This is a genomic window from Paenibacillus sp. D51F (assembly GCF_053345695.1).
Genome location: NZ_JBKFAO010000007.1, coordinates 108,772 through 125,606 on the forward strand (window position 1 = coordinate 108,772; position 16,835 = coordinate 125,606).

The following is a 16,835-nucleotide window of genomic DNA, read 5'->3' on the forward strand; positions in this document are numbered from 1 at the left end:
CCGCTTATGGCTGCCGGAGCACCCAAGTATCCTTGACCCCTCCGCCTTGGGAGGAGTTGACGACGAGCGAGCCTTCCTGCAGCGCCACCCGGGTCAAGCCGCCGGGCACGACATGGGTCTCTCCCGAGCCGCTGCTGAGCACGAAGCCCCGCAGATCGATGTGACGGGGCGCCATCCCCTGAGCGCCCATAACCGGAGCGGTCGACAGCTTCATCGTTCGCTGGGCGATGTACCGCTCCGGATGGCGGCGGATGGACTCCCGGAACGCATCCAGCTCAGCCGGGGAAGCCTGCGGCCCGATCAACATTCCGTATCCGCCGGAGAGCGAGGTCTCCTTCACGACCAGCTCTTCCAGATGCTCCAGCGCGTAGTCCCTCTCTTCCTTTCGCGAAAGGATATAGGTCGGCACATTGCCCAGAATCGGCTCTTGCCCCATATAATAGCGGATCATCTCCGGGACATAGGCATACACGGCCTTGTCGTCGGCCACGCCTGTTCCGGGAGCGTTGGCGATGGCGACATTGCCGGCCCGATAGGCGTTCATCAGTCCAGGCACTCCCAGCATGGAATCCGGCTGAAAGGCGAGCGGATCGAGGAACTCATCGTCGATGCGCCGGTAGATGACGTCCACCTGGCGGAGGCCCCGCAGGTCCCTGAGATAGATTTTCTGGTCCTTGCACACGAGGTCGCGCCCTTCCACGAGATGGATCCCGAGCTGCTGGGCGAGGAAGGTATGCTCGTAATAGGCGGAATTGTAGGAGCCCGGGGTGAGGAGGACGATGAGCGGATCCTTGCGCCCAGAAGGCGCCAGCGATCTCAGGCTGCGCAGGAACATATTGAGGCTGCGGTCGGTGTCCGCCGCCGAGCTGGACAGGTACAGCTCGTGGAACAGCTCGTTCATCAGCGTCCTGCCTTTGAACATATAGGAGAATCCGGAAGGGCTGCGCAGATTGTCCTCCAGCACGTAATAACCTTGCTCGTCGCGGATGAGGTCGATGCCTGAGGCGGTCACGTAGACGCCGCCGGGAACATGCAGGCCGGCCATCTCGGGACGGAAGTAGCGGTTGCCGACGATCATGCGCCTCGGGATGAGTCCGTCCCGAATGATGCGCTGCCCATGATAGATATCCTGGAGGAACATATTGAGAGCCTTGACCCGCTGCTGCAGCCCCAGCTCCAGATGATGCCATTCGTCCGGCGGGATGATGCGCGGGATGCAGTCGAACGGAATCGTGCGTTCCAGTGGATCGGGAGTTCCCGGCGCATAGAGGGTGAACGTGATGCCTTCATGGAGCATCCGGTTCCCGACCGCTTGGCGGCGGCGCTCCTGCTCCGGCTGCTTCATGGCGGAGAAATGGCGGTGCACCTGCTCGTAGTGGGGCCGGACAACGCCCCGCTCATCGTACATTTCATCATAAAAAGAACGGGATTCGTAAGCAGCCGCGCGATGCGGCTCTGCCTTGGACATGCGCGTAGACCTCCCTCCGGTATGGGCTTCAGCGGGGACGGGATGCCGGCCGTAACGGTCGAATGAAGATGTGGCTGCAGTTTTTTACCCAGATCATACAAGATCCTACCAATGTATGTCAATATAACTAACATATATAAACAAAGCGAATTCGCGCTCGAATCATGGAAGTTTATGCGGGAAGACCGTCTTCAAGACCAATAGCTGGGCAAAGAGGATGAGCCGCGAGCGGCAGCGGTTCCTTCAGTCCAATGCGCATCATGAGGATAAAGACCGTCGCAGGAAACGGCCCTGCTCTCGTCTCGCTTGGAAGCTGGCTCCGCATGAAAAAAAGCCGTCTCCGGGTCCGCTGGACCTGGAAACGGCTCTTGCTTGCGCAAGCTTGAAGCCCGCAGGGCCGCCTCAGCGGTTGAGCAGGCTGCCCACATAACGCAGCAGCTCGTTGGCGCTCGCCGGCGTGTAGCCATGCTCGTCGATGAGGCGCTTGGTCACCTCGTTCATCCGCTTGAGCTGGTTCTCATCCGGCGTCTTCGTGGACGTCGTGATCTTCACGATATCCTTGAGATCGGCGAACAGCTTCTTCTCCACCGCCTCGCGCAGCCGCTCGTGGCTCGTATAGTCGAATTTGCGCGCCTTGCGGGAGTAGGAGGAGATGCGGATCAGAATTTCTTCGCGGAATGCCTTCTTCGCATTTTCGGATACGCCGATCTGCTCTTCGATGGAGCGCATCAGCCGCTCATCCGGGTCCATCGCCTCTCCCGTGAGGGGATCCTTGATTTTGGACCAGTTGCAGTAAGCCTCGATGTTGTCGAGATAATTTTCAAACAGCGTGCGGGCCGACTCCTCGAAGGAATAGACGAATGCCTTCTGCACCTCGTTCTTGGCCAGGCTGTCGTATTCCTTGCGCGCCACGGAGATGAAGTTTAAGTAACGCTCGCGCTCTTCCTTGGTGATGGAAGGATGCTGGTCGAGCCCGTCCTTGAGCGCCCGCAGCACGTCGAGCGCGTTGATATGATCCATTTCACCCTTGATGAGGGCGCTGGAGATGCGGTTGATGACATAGCGGGGATCGATGCCCGACATGCCTTCCTCCAGAAATTCATTCTGCATTTCCTTGAGATCGGCGTCCTTGTACCCTTCGACCTCTTCCCCGTCGTACATCCGCATTTTCTTCACCAGGTCCATGCCCTGCTTCTTGGATTCCTTGAGCCGGGTCAGGATGGAGAAGATGGCTGATGTACGGAGCGCGTGAGGGGCGATATGGACATGGCGCAGGTCGCTCTGGGCGATCAGCTTGGCGTAGATCTTCTCCTCATCCGACACCTTGAGGTTGTACGGAATCGGCATGACAATCATGCGCGACTGCAGCGCCTCGTTTTTTTTGTTGGAGATGAACGCTTTGTACTCGGATTCGTTCGTATGGGCGATGATCAATTCATCCGCGCTGATCAATGCGAACCTGCCTGCCTTGAACTGGCCCTCCTGCGTCAGCGACAGCAGGTTCCAGAGAAACTTTTCATCGCATTTGAGCATCTCCTGGAACTCCATCAGGCCGCGGTTCGCCTTGTTCAGTTCGCCGTCGAAGCGGTAGGCGCGGGGATCCGATTCCGAGCCGTACTCGGTGATCGTAGAAAAGTCGATGCTGCCGGTCAGATCCGCGATATCCTGCGACTTGGGGTCCGAAGGGCTGAACGTGCCGATGCCGACCCGGTTGTCCTCGGACAGGAATACCCTCTCGACCAGCACGTTTTCGATGTCGTTCTCGAATTCCGTCTTCAGCCGGAGCTGGCAGGACGGGCACAGATTGCCTTCGATCCGGACCTCGATCTCCTTCTCGAGCTCGGGACGGAGCTCGTGGGGAATGAGATGCAGCGGATCCTCGTGCATCGGGCAGCCCTTGATCGCGTATACCGCTCCCTGCTCGGTGCGCGAGAACTTCTCCAGCCCTTTTTTCAGCATCGTGACGATGGTCGACTTGCCTCCGCTGACCGGTCCCATCAGCAGCAGGATCCGCTTGCGCACATCCAGCCTTCTCGCGGCGGAGTGGAAATATTCCTCCATCAGCTTTTCCACGGCGCGGTCCAGGCCGAAGATTTCCTGCTGGAAGAATTTATAGGTTTTCTGGCCGTTTTTCTCCTCGATGCCATGCGACTTGATCATCTCATACACCCGCGAATGCGCCGTCATCGCCGGTGACGGATCGCTCCTGAGCAGGTCGATGTACTCTTTGAATGTGCCTGACCAGGCCAGGCGGTCGCCCTCCGACTTGTACTCCGCAATCCGTTTGAAAATATCCATGCTGCGCCTCCTCCCATCGCTTCCGCTAAAGCTTCCCTTGAGTCCCTCTTCGCCCAGGCTTCTCTCTGCTTCCGCTTCCGAATAGCAGCTATTCGAAGTATTTAAGCCTATGCGGACCCCCCTCATAACTTGACCGAAAATTTCGCCGCTTTAAAGGAATTGCCATTGCTCCGCGCATCTCCTATAATGAACGGACGATGGGAACAGGCGTGCGCCGGATGCCCCGCATGGCGCGGCAGCGGGCGGCAGCGGGCGGCAGCGGGCGGCGCCCTTGTTCCGAGACAGCTCGGGAAGGAGGCTTGTACGATGGCGGTTAGAGAAGAAGCGGAGCTCTATGGCCCCGTCAAGGCTTACTATGAAAAACTCGGCTACGAGGTCAAAGGCGAGGTGCTTCATTGCGACCTCGTCGCGATCCGTCCGGACGGCGGCGAGACGCTGATCGTGGAGCTCAAGAAGACGTTCACGCTGGCGCTGCTGCTGCAGGGCCTGCAGCGGATGCGGATCGCTGACGGCGTCGTGCTCGCGGTCGAGCGCAACCGCTCGAAGCGCGGCGCGGTGAACCAGCGCTTCGGAGAGCTGGCCGAGCTGTGCCGCATGCTCGGCATGGGCCTGCTCACCGTCACCTTCTACAAGACGAAGGCTCCGGTGCTCGAAATGCTCTGCGAGCCCGGCGACGCGCCCATGCGCGGACGCAGGCCTTCGCGGGAGAAGCGGCTGCTGCAGGAATTCCGGGAGCGCAGCGGCGACTACAACGTCGGCGGCAGCGGGCGCGCGTCCGGGCGCGTCATGATGACCGCCTACCGGGAGAAGGCGCTGCGCCTGGCCTGGGGCCTCAAGGCCGCCGGGCCGCTGTCCCCGGCTCGGCTGCGCGACCTGACCGGCGTCGCCCGCGCCGGCGAGCTGCTGCGAAGCAACTACTACGGCTGGTTCGCCAAGATCGAGCGCGGCGTCTACCAGCTGCTGCCGGCAGGCGAAGCCGCGGTTGAGCAGCATGCCGTTGTCATTGCCGCCTGGCGTGAGCAGGCGGCGGGCTTGGTTCAGCCCGAGCAAGGTGCTCAGCGCTCGGCGGAGAGATCCAATCGAAAAAAAACACGGCCATAAGCAATCGTGTTTTTTCGTTTGGGGTCCGATTGGGCAGCATGCCGGCAGCTTCATTCGGATATTGGACCGCAGGTGGAGTTCAGGGCCTCGGCTCCGGACAGGCGTTGGTCCGCTGACCGGCGTTCTGGGCTTCCGCTCCGAACGGGCGTAAGCCTCGCTGGCCGGCGTTCTGGGCTTCCGCTCCGAACGGGGGTTGGCCTCGCTGGCTAGCGTTCTGTACTTCCGCTCCAGGTACCGGCATATTGCGTCCGATCGGACATACGTTCCGCTATTTCTCCAAAAAGCACGAGATTCCTGTTCTATCGGACATACGTTCCGCTATTTTCATATTCTTATCGAGTTTATGATAGAGCCGACACAAATAACGGATCCTATGTCCGATAATCCTCAAATGAAGGCATAATGTTCAAAATAACGGATCCTATGTCCGATAGCTGCACGAATAACGTGATGATTACCGGGGGCAGCTCTTCGCGACAGCTAAACACAGTGAACCGTCACTCCAGTACCGCCAACCATCAGCACCTTCCCTCGCTCCGCACCACGCCGCAACTACAGCACATTTCTATCTGCACTACTCTGCACCGATATCTATTTTATCCCCAACGTACCACGACGCCAACCATCCGCACACTCCCCGCACTGCTGCGCCGTCGTTACAGCCCAGTCACCCTTGGCATCCAAAATACTTACGACTACGACCGAGCCTGGAACTCCCCGATCGTCTCGCCGAGGAGCCGGACTCCATGCTCCAGCCGAGCTTCCTCCGATCCTGCTTCGCAGCTGATCGTTACGACGGCGCGCGGCCGCCCGCGGCCCTGAATGCTGCCGCCGGAAAAGCTGATTCCCTTCAGGCGGGCCGCTTTCGCCAGCGCCGCAAGGCCAAGCCCTTCCGGCAGCAGCAGCGACAGCTCGCCGGCTCGCGCAGCCTTTCGCCAGCCGACCGATGGCGGCATCGTCGTGCGGAGCACCGCTTCCAGATGCTGCAGCGCGGCATCCCAACCGGCAGCGGCCGCTTTGATGCGATCGGACAGCGAGCCGATCTCAAGCAGCTCCTCCATGATTCGGCTGCCCAACAAGTCAGCCGTCCCCGCAGCCCGCTGCAATCCCGCCAGACGGCGGATGACCTGCGGTTCGGCTGCGATCCACGCCGTCTCCACATTCGGCATTCCGGTACTGAGCGAGCCGATCGCGGCGACCTCGGTCCTATCCGGTCCGGCCACAAGCGTCCGCTTCGGTCCGTCGGCTCCGAGCAGCCGCAAAGCTTCCACGCTATCCGTCCAAGTCTCTTCTTGCGCCGCTCCCCACCGGCAGTCGGGCAGCCGAACGACAGCGAGCCGGCAGCCGCTCGGCACGGTCAAGGCATCCTCAGCCGCTCCGTCCCGAGCCTCCGAGCCTTCGGCCGTCTCCCACCTGGCTTGCTCCAGATAGAGCATGCGCACCGCTTCCAGCCGTACGGCATTCTTGTGCCCAAAGCTTCCAACATCGCCGAAGCTCTCCGCATCCAGACCATGCAGCCGCATCAGCTCCAGCGCCTTCGGCTCGGCGGGCACCGCTCCGGCTGCATCTCCCGTCCAATGCTTGTCTCTGAGCAGCAGATCCAGCGCCGCAAGCGGCGTCGGTACGGAAAGGCACTCCCAGGCTTCCGGGATCGACTTGCCGGCCAGCTTCAGCAGCGTCCGCGGCAGCCGCTCGTTCCCGCGCTGAGGCTCCAGCGCCCGCTTCATGGCCGGCTGAATCTCCTCCCTGCCGAACAAATGAAACCGTTCGGCGCTGGGTTCGCTCAAGTTCAGCATGATTTCCCCTCCAGACATGCCCACCCCTCCTGACGGACGGCAGATATGCCGGCCTATATGGGAAATAAGTTCACGTAATGCCTCGCAAGAAATCATGCTGCGCTTCTTGGTCCCTATTCGAGCTTTCAAGTATTTCGATCCGTTAAGTCCCCAACAGTCCGTCCAACGTCTGCGTCCGCTTCAATACAAAAAGCGCCCCTGAAGCATATATGCTCCAGGGGCGCTGTTCAGAACGAGCTTATTTCTTGCTCATGTTGTCCCATTTGTCTTGGATGTTTTGCATAAGCTGGTTTTGGTCGACTTTCTTGGCGACATAAGCCTGCATTTCCGAACCGACTTCCTGCGGGAGGCCTTCAGGCATCTGGCTGAAGAACCAGCCGGAGGATTTGCCTTCCTTGTTGTAGGCGACGATGTCGTTGGCGATGGCGCCGAGCACCTTGCTGTCGGTGACTTCAACGGATTTCAAGGCCGGAATGAACTTGAATTCGTTCACGATATATTTCTTGCCCGTCTCGGACGTCGCCAGCCAAGTCAGGAACTCTTTGGCGGCGTCTTTGTTTTTGGAGTTCTTGTTGACAGCCCAGTTGTTAGGCACGCCGACGAAAATGTTGCCGCTCTTCTCGCTGTCGTCGATCGGCATCGGCAGCAGGCCGATGTTCATGTCCGGCGTAATGCCGTCGATTTGGACCTGAGTCCAGTTGCCTTGCTGCATCATGGCCGTCTTGCCGCTTGCGAACAGCGTTACTTGCGTGTTGTAGTCCGTCGTCAGCGGGTTTTTGTTGCTGTATTTCAACGTGAGGTCAAACAGCTTGAACCAGTTTTGGAACACGGCGTTGCCGGCGAGTCCGCCCTTGCCTTCGTTCACGCTGTTGACGAATGCCGTAGGATCATCCTGGTTGGCCAAGCCTACGTTGAACAGATGGTTGCCCAGAACCCACCATTCCTGGTAGCCGTCGGAGAACGGCGTGATGCCTGCTGCTTCCAGCTTTTTGCACGCTTCTTCAAGCTCGGTAAGCGTTTTTGGAGGAGTCGTGATGCCGGCTTTTGCGAACAGATCCTTGTTGTAGATGAAACCGTAGCCTTCTACGCCGACCGGCATTCCATAGAGCTTGCCGTCACGTGAAATCTGATCCTTGGCCGAATCGATGATATCGCCTGCCCAAGGCTGGTCGGACAGATCCTCCAGCTTGTCGATCCAGGTGGTCAGCTCCGAGTTGCCTGCGTTGTTGAAAATGTCGGGCTCCTGGCCGGCAGCGAACTTCGCCTTCAGGCCTGCGCTGTAATCTGCGCCCCCGCCCATTGTCTCGACATTGAGCGTGACGTTGGGATGCTCATTCTCGTAATCGGCTTTGAGCCGGTTCATCGCGTCGGCGATTTCGACCTTGAATTGGAAAATATTCAGCGTGACTTTCTTGCCGCTGTCGCCGCCGCTTGAATTCGTATTGGAAGCCGCATTCGTCGCAGGGCTACTGTTCTGGTCTGCGGAGCCGCCGCTGTTGCCGCCCGATGTGCTGCAGCCGGCCATCACGCTGAGCGCGAGACCCGCGGACATGACGGTAAGCAATCCCTTTTTCATAGGAAAATTCCTCCTTGGTATGTTGACCCTCTTTTGTAAATTGAAGTGTTTACTTATGCTTACAAATGAAGTATAACCTCAGGCATGCAAGCGTTGCCACAGAGAATGTTGAACAAAAAGGTGTAGAATATTGACATCCGGAGCTTTTGTCAATATTCTACACCTTTTGTCGAAAGCGATTGTCGAAATAAACGGATTATTTTATCGTTTTCCTTTATCGAACGAAAGAAATGGCCTCCTCCTGCCGCCGTCTCGATTCCTCTGCACGCATACGTTTGCACATAATGCGGCAGCCCGTCTCCGCCAGCCCTGCCGCCCGGCAATAGAAAAACCCCGGCAAGCCGCTGGCTGCCGGGGAAGTTCATTGCTGCTGGATCAAGCTGCTTACTTCTTGATCATGTCGTTCCATTTCTTCTGGATATTTTTCAGCAGCTGCGCCTTGTCGGATTTGCCCGCCACGTAGGCCTGCATTTCCGCGCCGACCTCCTGAGGCACGCCTTCCGGCATCTGGTTGAAGTACCAGCCGCTCGTCTTGCCTTCCTTGCTGTATTTCATGATATCCGTCGCGATCGGTCCGAGAATCGATTCGTCCGTCACTTCCACGCTCTTCAGAGCCGGGATGAACTTGAACTCGTTGACCGTGTACTTCTTGCCGGTCTCGGAGGTTGCCAGCCAGTTCAGGAATTCCTTGGCGGCTTCCTTGTTCTTGGAGTTCTTGTTCACGACCCAGTAGTTCGGAACGCCGACGAGGATGTTGCCGCTCTTCTCGCTGTCGTCGATCGGCATCGGCAGCAGGCCGATGTTCATGTTCGGCGTGATGCCGTCGATCTGCACCTGAGTCCAGTTGCCTTGCTGCATCATCGCTGCTTTGCCGCTCGCAAACAGCGTCACTTGCGTGTTGTAGTCGGTCGTCAACGGGTTTTTGTTGCTGTTTTGGATCGTCAGGTCGAACAGGTTGAACCAGTTCTGGAACACCTTGTTGCCTTCAAGTTCACCCTTGCCTTCGTTCATCTTCTTCATGAAGGCGGCCGGATCTTCCTGATCGGCCAGGCCTACGTTGAACGTATGGTTGCCGAGCACCCACCACTCCTGGTAGCCGTTCGAGAACGGCGTGATGCCGGCCGCTTTAAGCTTCTCTACCGCGGCTTTGAGCTGCGTCATCGTAGCCGGAGGCTCCGTGATGCCGGCTTTGGCGAACAGATCCTTGTTGTAGATGAAGCCGTAGCCTTCGATGCCCATCGGGAGGCCGTAGTTTTTGCCGTCGCGGGTAATGGCTTCCTTCGCCGTCTCGACAACGTCGCTCTGCCAAGGCTGATCCGTAAGATCCTCCAGCTTGTCGACCCAGGTGTTCAGGTCGGAGTTGCCTCCGTTATTGAAGATGTCGGGCTCTTGGCCGGAAGCGAATTTCGCTTTCAGGCCCGCGCCGTAGTCGGCTCCGCCGCCCATCGTCTCGAGATTGAGCTTGACGTTCGGATGCTCTTTTTCGTAATCGGCTTTCAGCCGGTTCATCGCATCGGCGATCTCGACCTTGAATTGAAAAATATTCAGCGTTACCTGCTCTCCGCTTGCGCCGGAGCCGGTATTGGCGTTTCCTTCCGTGTTGCCGCCGTTGTTCGTCGTGCTGCAGCCTGCCAGCATCGAAATAGCCAGGCCTGCCGAGACGGCCGTAAGCAATCCTTTTTTCAACATTGCTTTTTTACCCCCTTGAAATCGTGCTCCACGATAGTATGTCCAACTGGTTGCATTTAACGTTTATGTTCGGAGCTTTTTAAGTATAAACCATTCTGCGCAAACGTTCCCACAGAACATATTGCGAATATATGGGGAATATATTGATGCTTCATCAGGAAATCAATATTATCATAGGAAGGTGTCGAAAAAAGAAGATGCTGACGACACCCGCAGGTAATCGTCAGCATGACTTTGAACAGAAGAATCAGCCTTTCACCGAACCGGCCGTAATGCCGGAAATGATATGACGCTGAAGCGTCAGGAAGAAGATCAGGATCGGCAGGATGCCCATGACCAGACCGGCAAGAGCCAGATCCCACTGCTTCGTGTATTGGCCGAAGAAGCTGTACGTGGACAGAGGAATCGTCCGCTGGCCTTCGCCGAGAATCAAGTTCGGCAGCAGGAAGTCGTTCCAGATCCAGAGGCTGTTCAGGATGATGATCGTAGCTGTCATCGGCTTGAGGAGCGGGAACACGATTCTCCAGAAGACTCCGTAAGGCGAGCAGCCGTCCACGGTCGCGGATTCCTCGATCTCCTGCGGAATCGACTTCACGAAACCGTGATAGAGGAAGATCGTGAGCGACGATCCGAAGCCCATGTAGCAGACCCATAAGCCCGGAAGGCTCTTCGTCAGATGGAACCAGCTCGCGGTCTTGACGAGCGGAATCATGATCGATTGGAACGGAATGACCATGGCCGCGACGAAAAGCATGAACAGCAGGTTGTTGTACTTGGTCGGACGGCGAACCATCCGGTATGCGGCCATCGAGCAAATGACCGTAAGGCCGATGATGCTTGTCAGCGTAATGACGAGCGAGTTCGCGAACGAAGCCGGGAACTTCATGATTTCCCATGCTCTCGTGAAATTGTCGAACGTCGCAGGACTCGGCAAGGATGCGGAGTCGAGCAGGATATCTCCGTACTTCTTCAGCGAGTTGCTCACCAGGAAGTAGAACGGCACCAGGAATACGAGCGCGACCAGCAGCGCGATGATTTCCAGCACGAAGGTACTGATGCGGTATCGGGACGTTTCCATTAAGCCTGCACCTCCCGGCGTTTAGTCAGGTACACCTGGAGCGAGGTCAGCAGCGCGACGACGATGAAGAATACGAGCGCCTTCGCTGTGCCATAGCCGAAATTGTTGTTCTGGAACGCCTCGTTGTAGATGTTGAGCGCGACGGATTGCGTCGAGTTGTACGGTCCGCCCTTGGTCAGGGACAGGATGATGTCGAAGGACTTGAACGACCACGACAGCGCGAGGAACAGCGCGATCGTGACGGCAGGCATGATCAGCGGCACCGTGATATGGCGCAGGCGCTGCCAGGCAGTCGCTCCGTCGATGGAAGCCGCTTCGATCAGATCGCGGGGAACGTTGATGAGGGCGGAGATGTAGATGACCATCAAGTAACCCGCCGTGCTCCAGATCGTCACGATGACGATGCCCCAAAATGCGGTCGGCTCGTCGCCGAGCCAAGGGAGGTTGAAGAAGGCCCAGCCTGTTTTGTCGCCTACGGCCGTAAAACCTTTTACAAAGATGAACTGCCAGATGAAGCCGAGCAGCAGGCCGCCGATGACGTTCGGCATGAAGAAGATCGTCCGCAGCACGTTGCGGGACTTGACCGGCTGCGTCAGCAGCAGCGCCAGGACAAAGCCTACAAGGTTCGACAGGATGACGGCTGCGATCGTGAATTTCACCGTGAACTTGAAGGAGTTGATGAATGTCTGGTCATGGAACAGCCGGGAGAAGTTGTCGAATCCGACAAAATTATACCCTCCGACACCATTCCAGTCCGTAATGGAGTAAAACATGCCCATGAAGAAGGGAAGTGCGACGATTATCGCGAACGCAAGTGTCGCAGGGCCCGTGAATACGATCTGCTGGAGCCACTGGCTCGACCATCCTTTGCTTTTCATCCCGTTTCTCCCCTTTCTCTAGAAGGAATCTTAGTAAGCCTTTCCATTGCCAAGCGCCATTATCCGGACAGCTTGTGGATTTTCCTCAAGTATACGCTTTCGCTTTCCCCGCTCCCACAGAGGATGATGACTCAATAGGGGTAAAATATTGATGCTGCCCGTAGGGACCGCTATAATACGATAAGGGCGTAGTTAAATAGGCCCATAAAGGAGCATCGGAGCTTGAAATTCTACTGGATCAAGCGAAGCATCCGAACCAAGCTGGCCGTTTTCCTGCTGCTGGCGATCGCGGTTCCGATGCTGGCATCGCTCATCATTACCAATACAAGGACAGCAGATTTCGTCGCCGCCGACACAGTGCGGCAGAACTCGAGCCTCCTTTACCAGGGCAGGACCAACCTGGCCAACTATTTTCAGTCTTTTTTCCAAACTTCCCTGGCTCCTTATTCGGACACTACCCTGTACAGGACGCTTGAAACAGGACGCAGCGACTATCTGGTCGACAATCAGATTTTCGTCAGCCTCCAGATCATGTCCTCGTCGGTCAAGGAAATTTATCAGGTCTACCTCCATTCGGGCAGAGCGGAGCGTGGATATCTCTTCTCCCGCGGACAGTATAAGCGGATGGACCAAATCGTGGCCGCGCCGGGAACGACTCTGGAGGAAGGCATATCTTATACGATCAAGCCTCTTCATATGAGCAGCAGCTATGGAATCAACTCCACGCCACTCATCCTGTCCCGGCCCGTCATCACCTTGATCCGGCCGGTCTATCAAATTCCGAGCAGCAAGCAGATGGGCACGCTTTCGCTGGACATTACAACCGAGGTCATCGATTCCATCTGCGCCCAGTTGTACAGCGCCGGCGGAGGCGAGGAAGTATTCCTGCTCGCGCACGACGGAACCATCGTCTACGGACCCGGCCAATACGGCAAGGGCCTGAAGCTCAAGGAGCCATGGGCCGAACCGATCCTGAAGCTGGCCTCCGCCGGGGAGAGCGGCAACGTGGAGCTTAAGGACTCCCATTCCAAGAGCGTGTTCATCTATGAGTCGCTTGAAGCCGGCGATCATAATTGGGTGCTCGTCAAGCGCATCCCTCCTTCCGTCCTGCATGGAGCGACCCGTCAGATCACGCAGGCCAATACGTGGGTGCTGCTCGGCTCCCTGTTTCTCGTGACGCTGACCGCCCTGTTCGTATCCTTCTGGATCACCAGGCCGATCAAGCAGCTTACGGGCTACGTCAACCAGATCCAGTCCGGTCGCCTCGAGACGGATATCCATCTGCGCCAGTCCGATGAGATCGGACAGCTGGCGCGGCGCTTCCGGATGATGATGGAGACGATCAACAATCTGGTCCTTCGCGAATATCGGCTCGAGCTGGCGAACAAGACGAATCAGCTCAAGGCGCTGCAAGCCCAGGTCCATCCGCATTTCCTGTACAATGCCCTGCAATCGATCGGCACGACGGCGCTGCAGCGCGGAGTTCCGGATCTGTACAAGCTGATCATGCAGCTCGGCAAAATGATGCGCTACTCCATGAATACGGCGGAGGAGTTTGTCTCTATTTCCCAGGAAATCGATCATACCCGGTCTTACCTGGAGCTGCAGCGCCATCGGTTCGGCGACAAGCTGACCTATGAGATATCAGGCGATCCCGACGCGCAGCGGGCTTCCGTGCCGCGGATGATTATCCAGCCGGTGGTGGAGAATATTTTCAAGCATGCTTTCGATCCTGCTGGAGGCATGGTCCATGTCTCGATCCGCACTCAGCTGGAGGATAACCGGATCACAATCGAAATCGCCGACAACGGTCCCGGGATGAATGAAGGAAAGCTGGCCTCTGTAAGGCAGCGAATCAGCCGGGACGGAGAGATCGGAGACGAGTCGGGCAGTCATATCGGACTGGCCAACGTCGCTGCGAGGCTGAGGCTGCATTGCGGCGAGAGCGCCCGCATGGAGCTCGAATCCGGAGCGGCTCCGCTTGGCGGGCTGATGGTCACGCTTGTCATTCCGGCCGCGGATTGACCAGAGGGCTTCCGTGATGCCCCTTTATATAGAGACAGGAGAGAAAAATCATCATGAATATATTGATCGTCGACGACGAAACCCATGCCCGGGAAGCCGTCAAGCTGCTTGTGGAATGGAAGGAGCTTGGCGTTGACCTGATTCTTGAAGCCGACAACGGCGAAGCGGCCAAGCTGCTCGTCGCCGAGCATTTGCCCGCGCTCGTCTTGACGGACGTGCATATGCCTATCACGAACGGGCTGCGCTTCATGGAATGGCTGAGCGACCACTATCCCCAGACGAAGATCATCGCCATAAGCGGCTACAATGACTTCGATTATGTGCGCAAAACGATGAAGTACGGTGGAATCGACTATATTCTCAAGCCGATCGATCCGGATCAGCTGATGGAAGCCTCCAAGCGCGCGATCGGGTCCTGGTGCCAGGAAACAAAGGAAAGGCAGCGCCAAGTCGAGAGCGGAATCGCCATGAACCAGTACAAGCCCGTATACTGGAGCCACTTGTTCGGCAAGCTGGCATCGGTGTCGAACGAGTCCGAGCCGGCTGCCGCGCAGCTTCATTCCGAATTCCAGGGCTTTCCGCAGCAAGGGGCTTTCCAGACTGCCGTCTTCAGCCTGTTTCCGGTTCAGGAGAAGCTGCTCAAGCGGTTTCGCGGCGACAAGGAGCTGCTCGAATACGCCATCATCAACGTATTCAACGATCTGATGCGCAGCGAATGGCAGTGCGGATATGCTTTCCGTTCCCCCAATGCAGCCGATGAAGTGATCGCCCTGTTCTGGGAAGGACATGATTTCATCGCGGAAAGGACGGCCAGACTTCTCGAAGCCGTTCGAATGACGCTTAGGGCCGATTTGTATGCCGGCATCGGCAGGCTCGTGCCGGAAGCCGAGCAGACCGGATTGTCCGTCCAATCCGCCAGGCAGACGCTTCAGCGCCGAAATCTCCTCGCCGACGGCGTGAGGATTTCCCATGCGGGAACCGTGCAGCCTTCCGCAGCTCCGCATTTGACCGATCTGGAGGAGCCGCTCCGCCTCGCTCTGCAAATCCGCAATCCTGCGGAAGCGACCGCCGCTTTGAGAGATTGGTTCGGCAAAGTCCGGCGCTCCGGCATCGTCACGCCGGGCGATCTCGCCCTATGGGAACGGCAGAGCGAAATGATGTTCACGCGCCTGCATAAGGAATTCCTGCCGGAAGATGCCGAAGATGAGCAGGCCAAGTCCCGGACAGCCCCCCTGCCGGTCCGGTTCGACGAAGACGGACGGCTGCTGCTCGACGAGACGGAGAAGGAGTTCCGGCTGCTGCTGCTGGACTGGATGGAAAGCCTACTCAAAAGAGTCCGGCAGGACCGCAGCATCATCGCCGAGATGATCTCGTATATCGACGGCCATTTGGAGGAAGACTTATCCTTGCAGACGCTGGCTTCCCGCTTCTTTCTCAGCCGCGAGCATGTGAGCCGGCGCTTCCGTCAGGAAACGGGAAACACGCTCAGCGATTACGTGGAAAAGCTGCGGATGGACAAGGCCAGCCGGCTGCTGCTCGGATCCTCCCTCAAGATCGCGGAAATCTCGAGCCAGGTCGGATACTCGGACGAGAAATATTTCAGCAAGGTATTCAAGAAGCATTCGGGCTGCTCTCCAGGTCAATACCGCAAAGAGGATTGACACAGGTTGTTCACAAATAGAACCGTTTTCTTTTTCCAGCAGGTTGGGTATAATGGTATCAATTCGTTCGGAGGTGCTACATATGTCCGTTCCATTCATCGTGGTTCTTGTCGTGTCCCTGCTGTTCCTGACGGCCATGTTCACGGCCGCCTACAATGACGACAAAACCAAGGGACTATAATCCCATCCGATGACGCTGATCGTCAGACAAGCCCCGGCATGCTACTCATGCCGGGGCTTATTCGTCGTTTCCGGCCGCAAGTCAGTGGCCGAGTACGGGATGCGGAATATAGGGATCCTCGAGCAGCGCCGTCTCCTCCGGCGTCAGCTTCAGCTGCAGCGCCGCGACGGCGTCCTCGAGATGCTGCGGCTTGGTCGCTCCGACGATCGGCGCCGTCACGGCGGATTTGCCGAGCACCCACGCAAGCGCAACCTGGGCCCGCGGCACGTCGCGCGACGCCGCGATTTGCCCGACCCTCTCGACGATGACCCGGTCCGAATTCTCCGAGTAGGCGTACAGCCGCGGAATGACCAGATCGCTCTCGAAGCGCTCGCTGCTCTGGTCCCAGTCACGGGTGAGGCGTCCCCGGGCAAGCGGGCTCCAGGGAATGACGCCGACGCCAAGCTCCTCGCACAGAGGCAGCATCTCCCGCTCTTCTTCCCGGTAGAGCAGATTCAAGTGGTTCTGCATGCTGACGAACTTCGTCCAGCCTCCCCGCTCCGCCGCATGCTGGGCTTGCAGGAACTGCCAGGCGTACATGGATGAAGCGCCGATGTACCGCGTTTTCCCGGCTTTCACGACATCATGGAGAGCTTCCATCGTTTCTTCGATCGGGGTTCCCGGATCCCAGCGGTGAATCTGGTACAGGTCGACATAGTCGGTGCCAAGCCTACGCAGGCTGTTGTCGATCTCCGACATGATCGCCTTGCGGGACAAGCCGCCGCCATTCGGGCCGGATCGCGTGGGGAAATATACTTTGGTCGCGATCACGACATCGTCGCGGCGCGCAAGATCCTTGAGGGCCCTGCCTACGATCTCCTCGCTCGTGCCGTCGGAATAGCTGTTGGCGGTATCGAAGAAATTAATGCCAAGCTCAAGCGCTCTGCGGATAAACGGACGGCTTGCCTGCTCGTCCAGCGTCCATGGGTGGGAGCCTCTATCCGGAATTCCGTAACTCATGCATCCCAGACATAGCCGGGATACCTCCAGCCCGGTCTTGCCCAGCCTTGTATATTCCATTTGGACCTTCCTCCTGTCGCTCCGG

The 16,835-nt window shown here is 57.8% G+C and carries 11 protein-coding genes; 3 read left to right on the forward strand and 8 right to left on the reverse strand.

Annotation, left to right across the window (positions count from 1 at the left end; genetic code table 11):
• Positions 1–4: 4 nt before the first annotated feature.
• Entirely contained in the window at positions 5–1,468 is a 1,464-nt protein-coding gene (locus ACLBWT_RS14320; protein ID WP_447663837.1) for a circularly permuted type 2 ATP-grasp protein, read from the reverse strand.
• A 402-nt stretch (positions 1,469–1,870) separates the two neighbouring features.
• Positions 1,871–3,766 carry a PrkA family serine protein kinase gene (locus ACLBWT_RS14325; protein ID WP_447663838.1) on the reverse strand — a complete coding sequence of 632 codons (1,896 nt, stop codon included), beginning with the start codon at positions 3,764–3,766 and terminating at the stop codon, positions 1,871–1,873.
• Between the two features lie 306 nt (positions 3,767–4,072).
• Here ACLBWT_RS14325 and ACLBWT_RS14330 point away from each other — a divergent pair, with 306 nt between their 5' ends.
• Entirely contained in the window at positions 4,073–4,867 is a 795-nt protein-coding gene (locus ACLBWT_RS14330) for a DUF2161 family putative PD-(D/E)XK-type phosphodiesterase (protein WP_447663839.1), read from the forward strand.
• Between the two features lie 695 nt (positions 4,868–5,562).
• On the opposite strand, the gene ACLBWT_RS14335 is transcribed toward ACLBWT_RS14330, so the two are convergent.
• From ACLBWT_RS14335 to ACLBWT_RS14355, 5 genes are all read right to left on the reverse strand, one after another.
• Positions 5,563–6,681 carry a hypothetical protein gene (locus ACLBWT_RS14335; protein ID WP_447663840.1) on the reverse strand — a complete coding sequence of 373 codons (1,119 nt, stop codon included), beginning with the start codon at positions 6,679–6,681 and terminating at the stop codon, positions 5,563–5,565.
• A gap of 220 nt (positions 6,682–6,901) precedes the next feature.
• Positions 6,902–8,239 (reverse strand): ABC transporter substrate-binding protein, encoded by a 1,338-nt coding sequence (locus tag ACLBWT_RS14340; RefSeq protein ID WP_447663841.1) that lies wholly within the window; start codon positions 8,237–8,239, stop codon positions 6,902–6,904.
• A gap of 384 nt (positions 8,240–8,623) precedes the next feature.
• The gene (locus tag ACLBWT_RS14345; RefSeq protein ID WP_447663842.1) at positions 8,624–9,928 is read right to left on the reverse strand and encodes an ABC transporter substrate-binding protein; all 1,305 of its coding nucleotides are present in this window, start codon (positions 9,926–9,928) and stop codon (positions 8,624–8,626) included.
• Between the two features lie 247 nt (positions 9,929–10,175).
• On the reverse strand, positions 10,176–11,006 hold the full coding sequence (locus tag ACLBWT_RS14350) for a carbohydrate ABC transporter permease (protein ID WP_447663843.1): 831 nt from the start codon (positions 11,004–11,006) through the stop codon (positions 10,176–10,178).
• The gene (locus tag ACLBWT_RS14355) at positions 11,006–11,884 is read right to left on the reverse strand and encodes a carbohydrate ABC transporter permease (protein WP_021879069.1); all 879 of its coding nucleotides are present in this window, start codon (positions 11,882–11,884) and stop codon (positions 11,006–11,008) included. The genes ACLBWT_RS14350 and ACLBWT_RS14355 overlap by 1 nt, the downstream gene beginning before the upstream one ends.
• A gap of 222 nt (positions 11,885–12,106) precedes the next feature.
• On the opposite strand from ACLBWT_RS14355, the gene ACLBWT_RS14360 reads away from it, so the two are divergent.
• Both ACLBWT_RS14360 and ACLBWT_RS14365 read left to right on the forward strand, forming a co-directional pair.
• Positions 12,107–13,909, forward strand: a complete 1,803-nt coding sequence (locus ACLBWT_RS14360; RefSeq protein WP_447663844.1) for a cache domain-containing sensor histidine kinase — start codon at positions 12,107–12,109, stop codon at positions 13,907–13,909.
• 53 nt (positions 13,910–13,962) lie between these two features.
• The gene (locus ACLBWT_RS14365; protein ID WP_447663845.1) at positions 13,963–15,570 is read left to right on the forward strand and encodes a helix-turn-helix domain-containing protein; all 1,608 of its coding nucleotides are present in this window, start codon (positions 13,963–13,965) and stop codon (positions 15,568–15,570) included.
• Between the two features lie 262 nt (positions 15,571–15,832).
• Here ACLBWT_RS14365 and ACLBWT_RS14370 read toward each other — a convergent pair whose 3' ends face one another.
• Positions 15,833–16,810: an aldo/keto reductase gene (locus ACLBWT_RS14370; protein ID WP_447663846.1), complete on the reverse strand. Its 978-nt coding sequence runs from the start codon at positions 16,808–16,810 to the stop codon at positions 15,833–15,835.
• Positions 16,811–16,835: the final 25 nt, after the last annotated feature.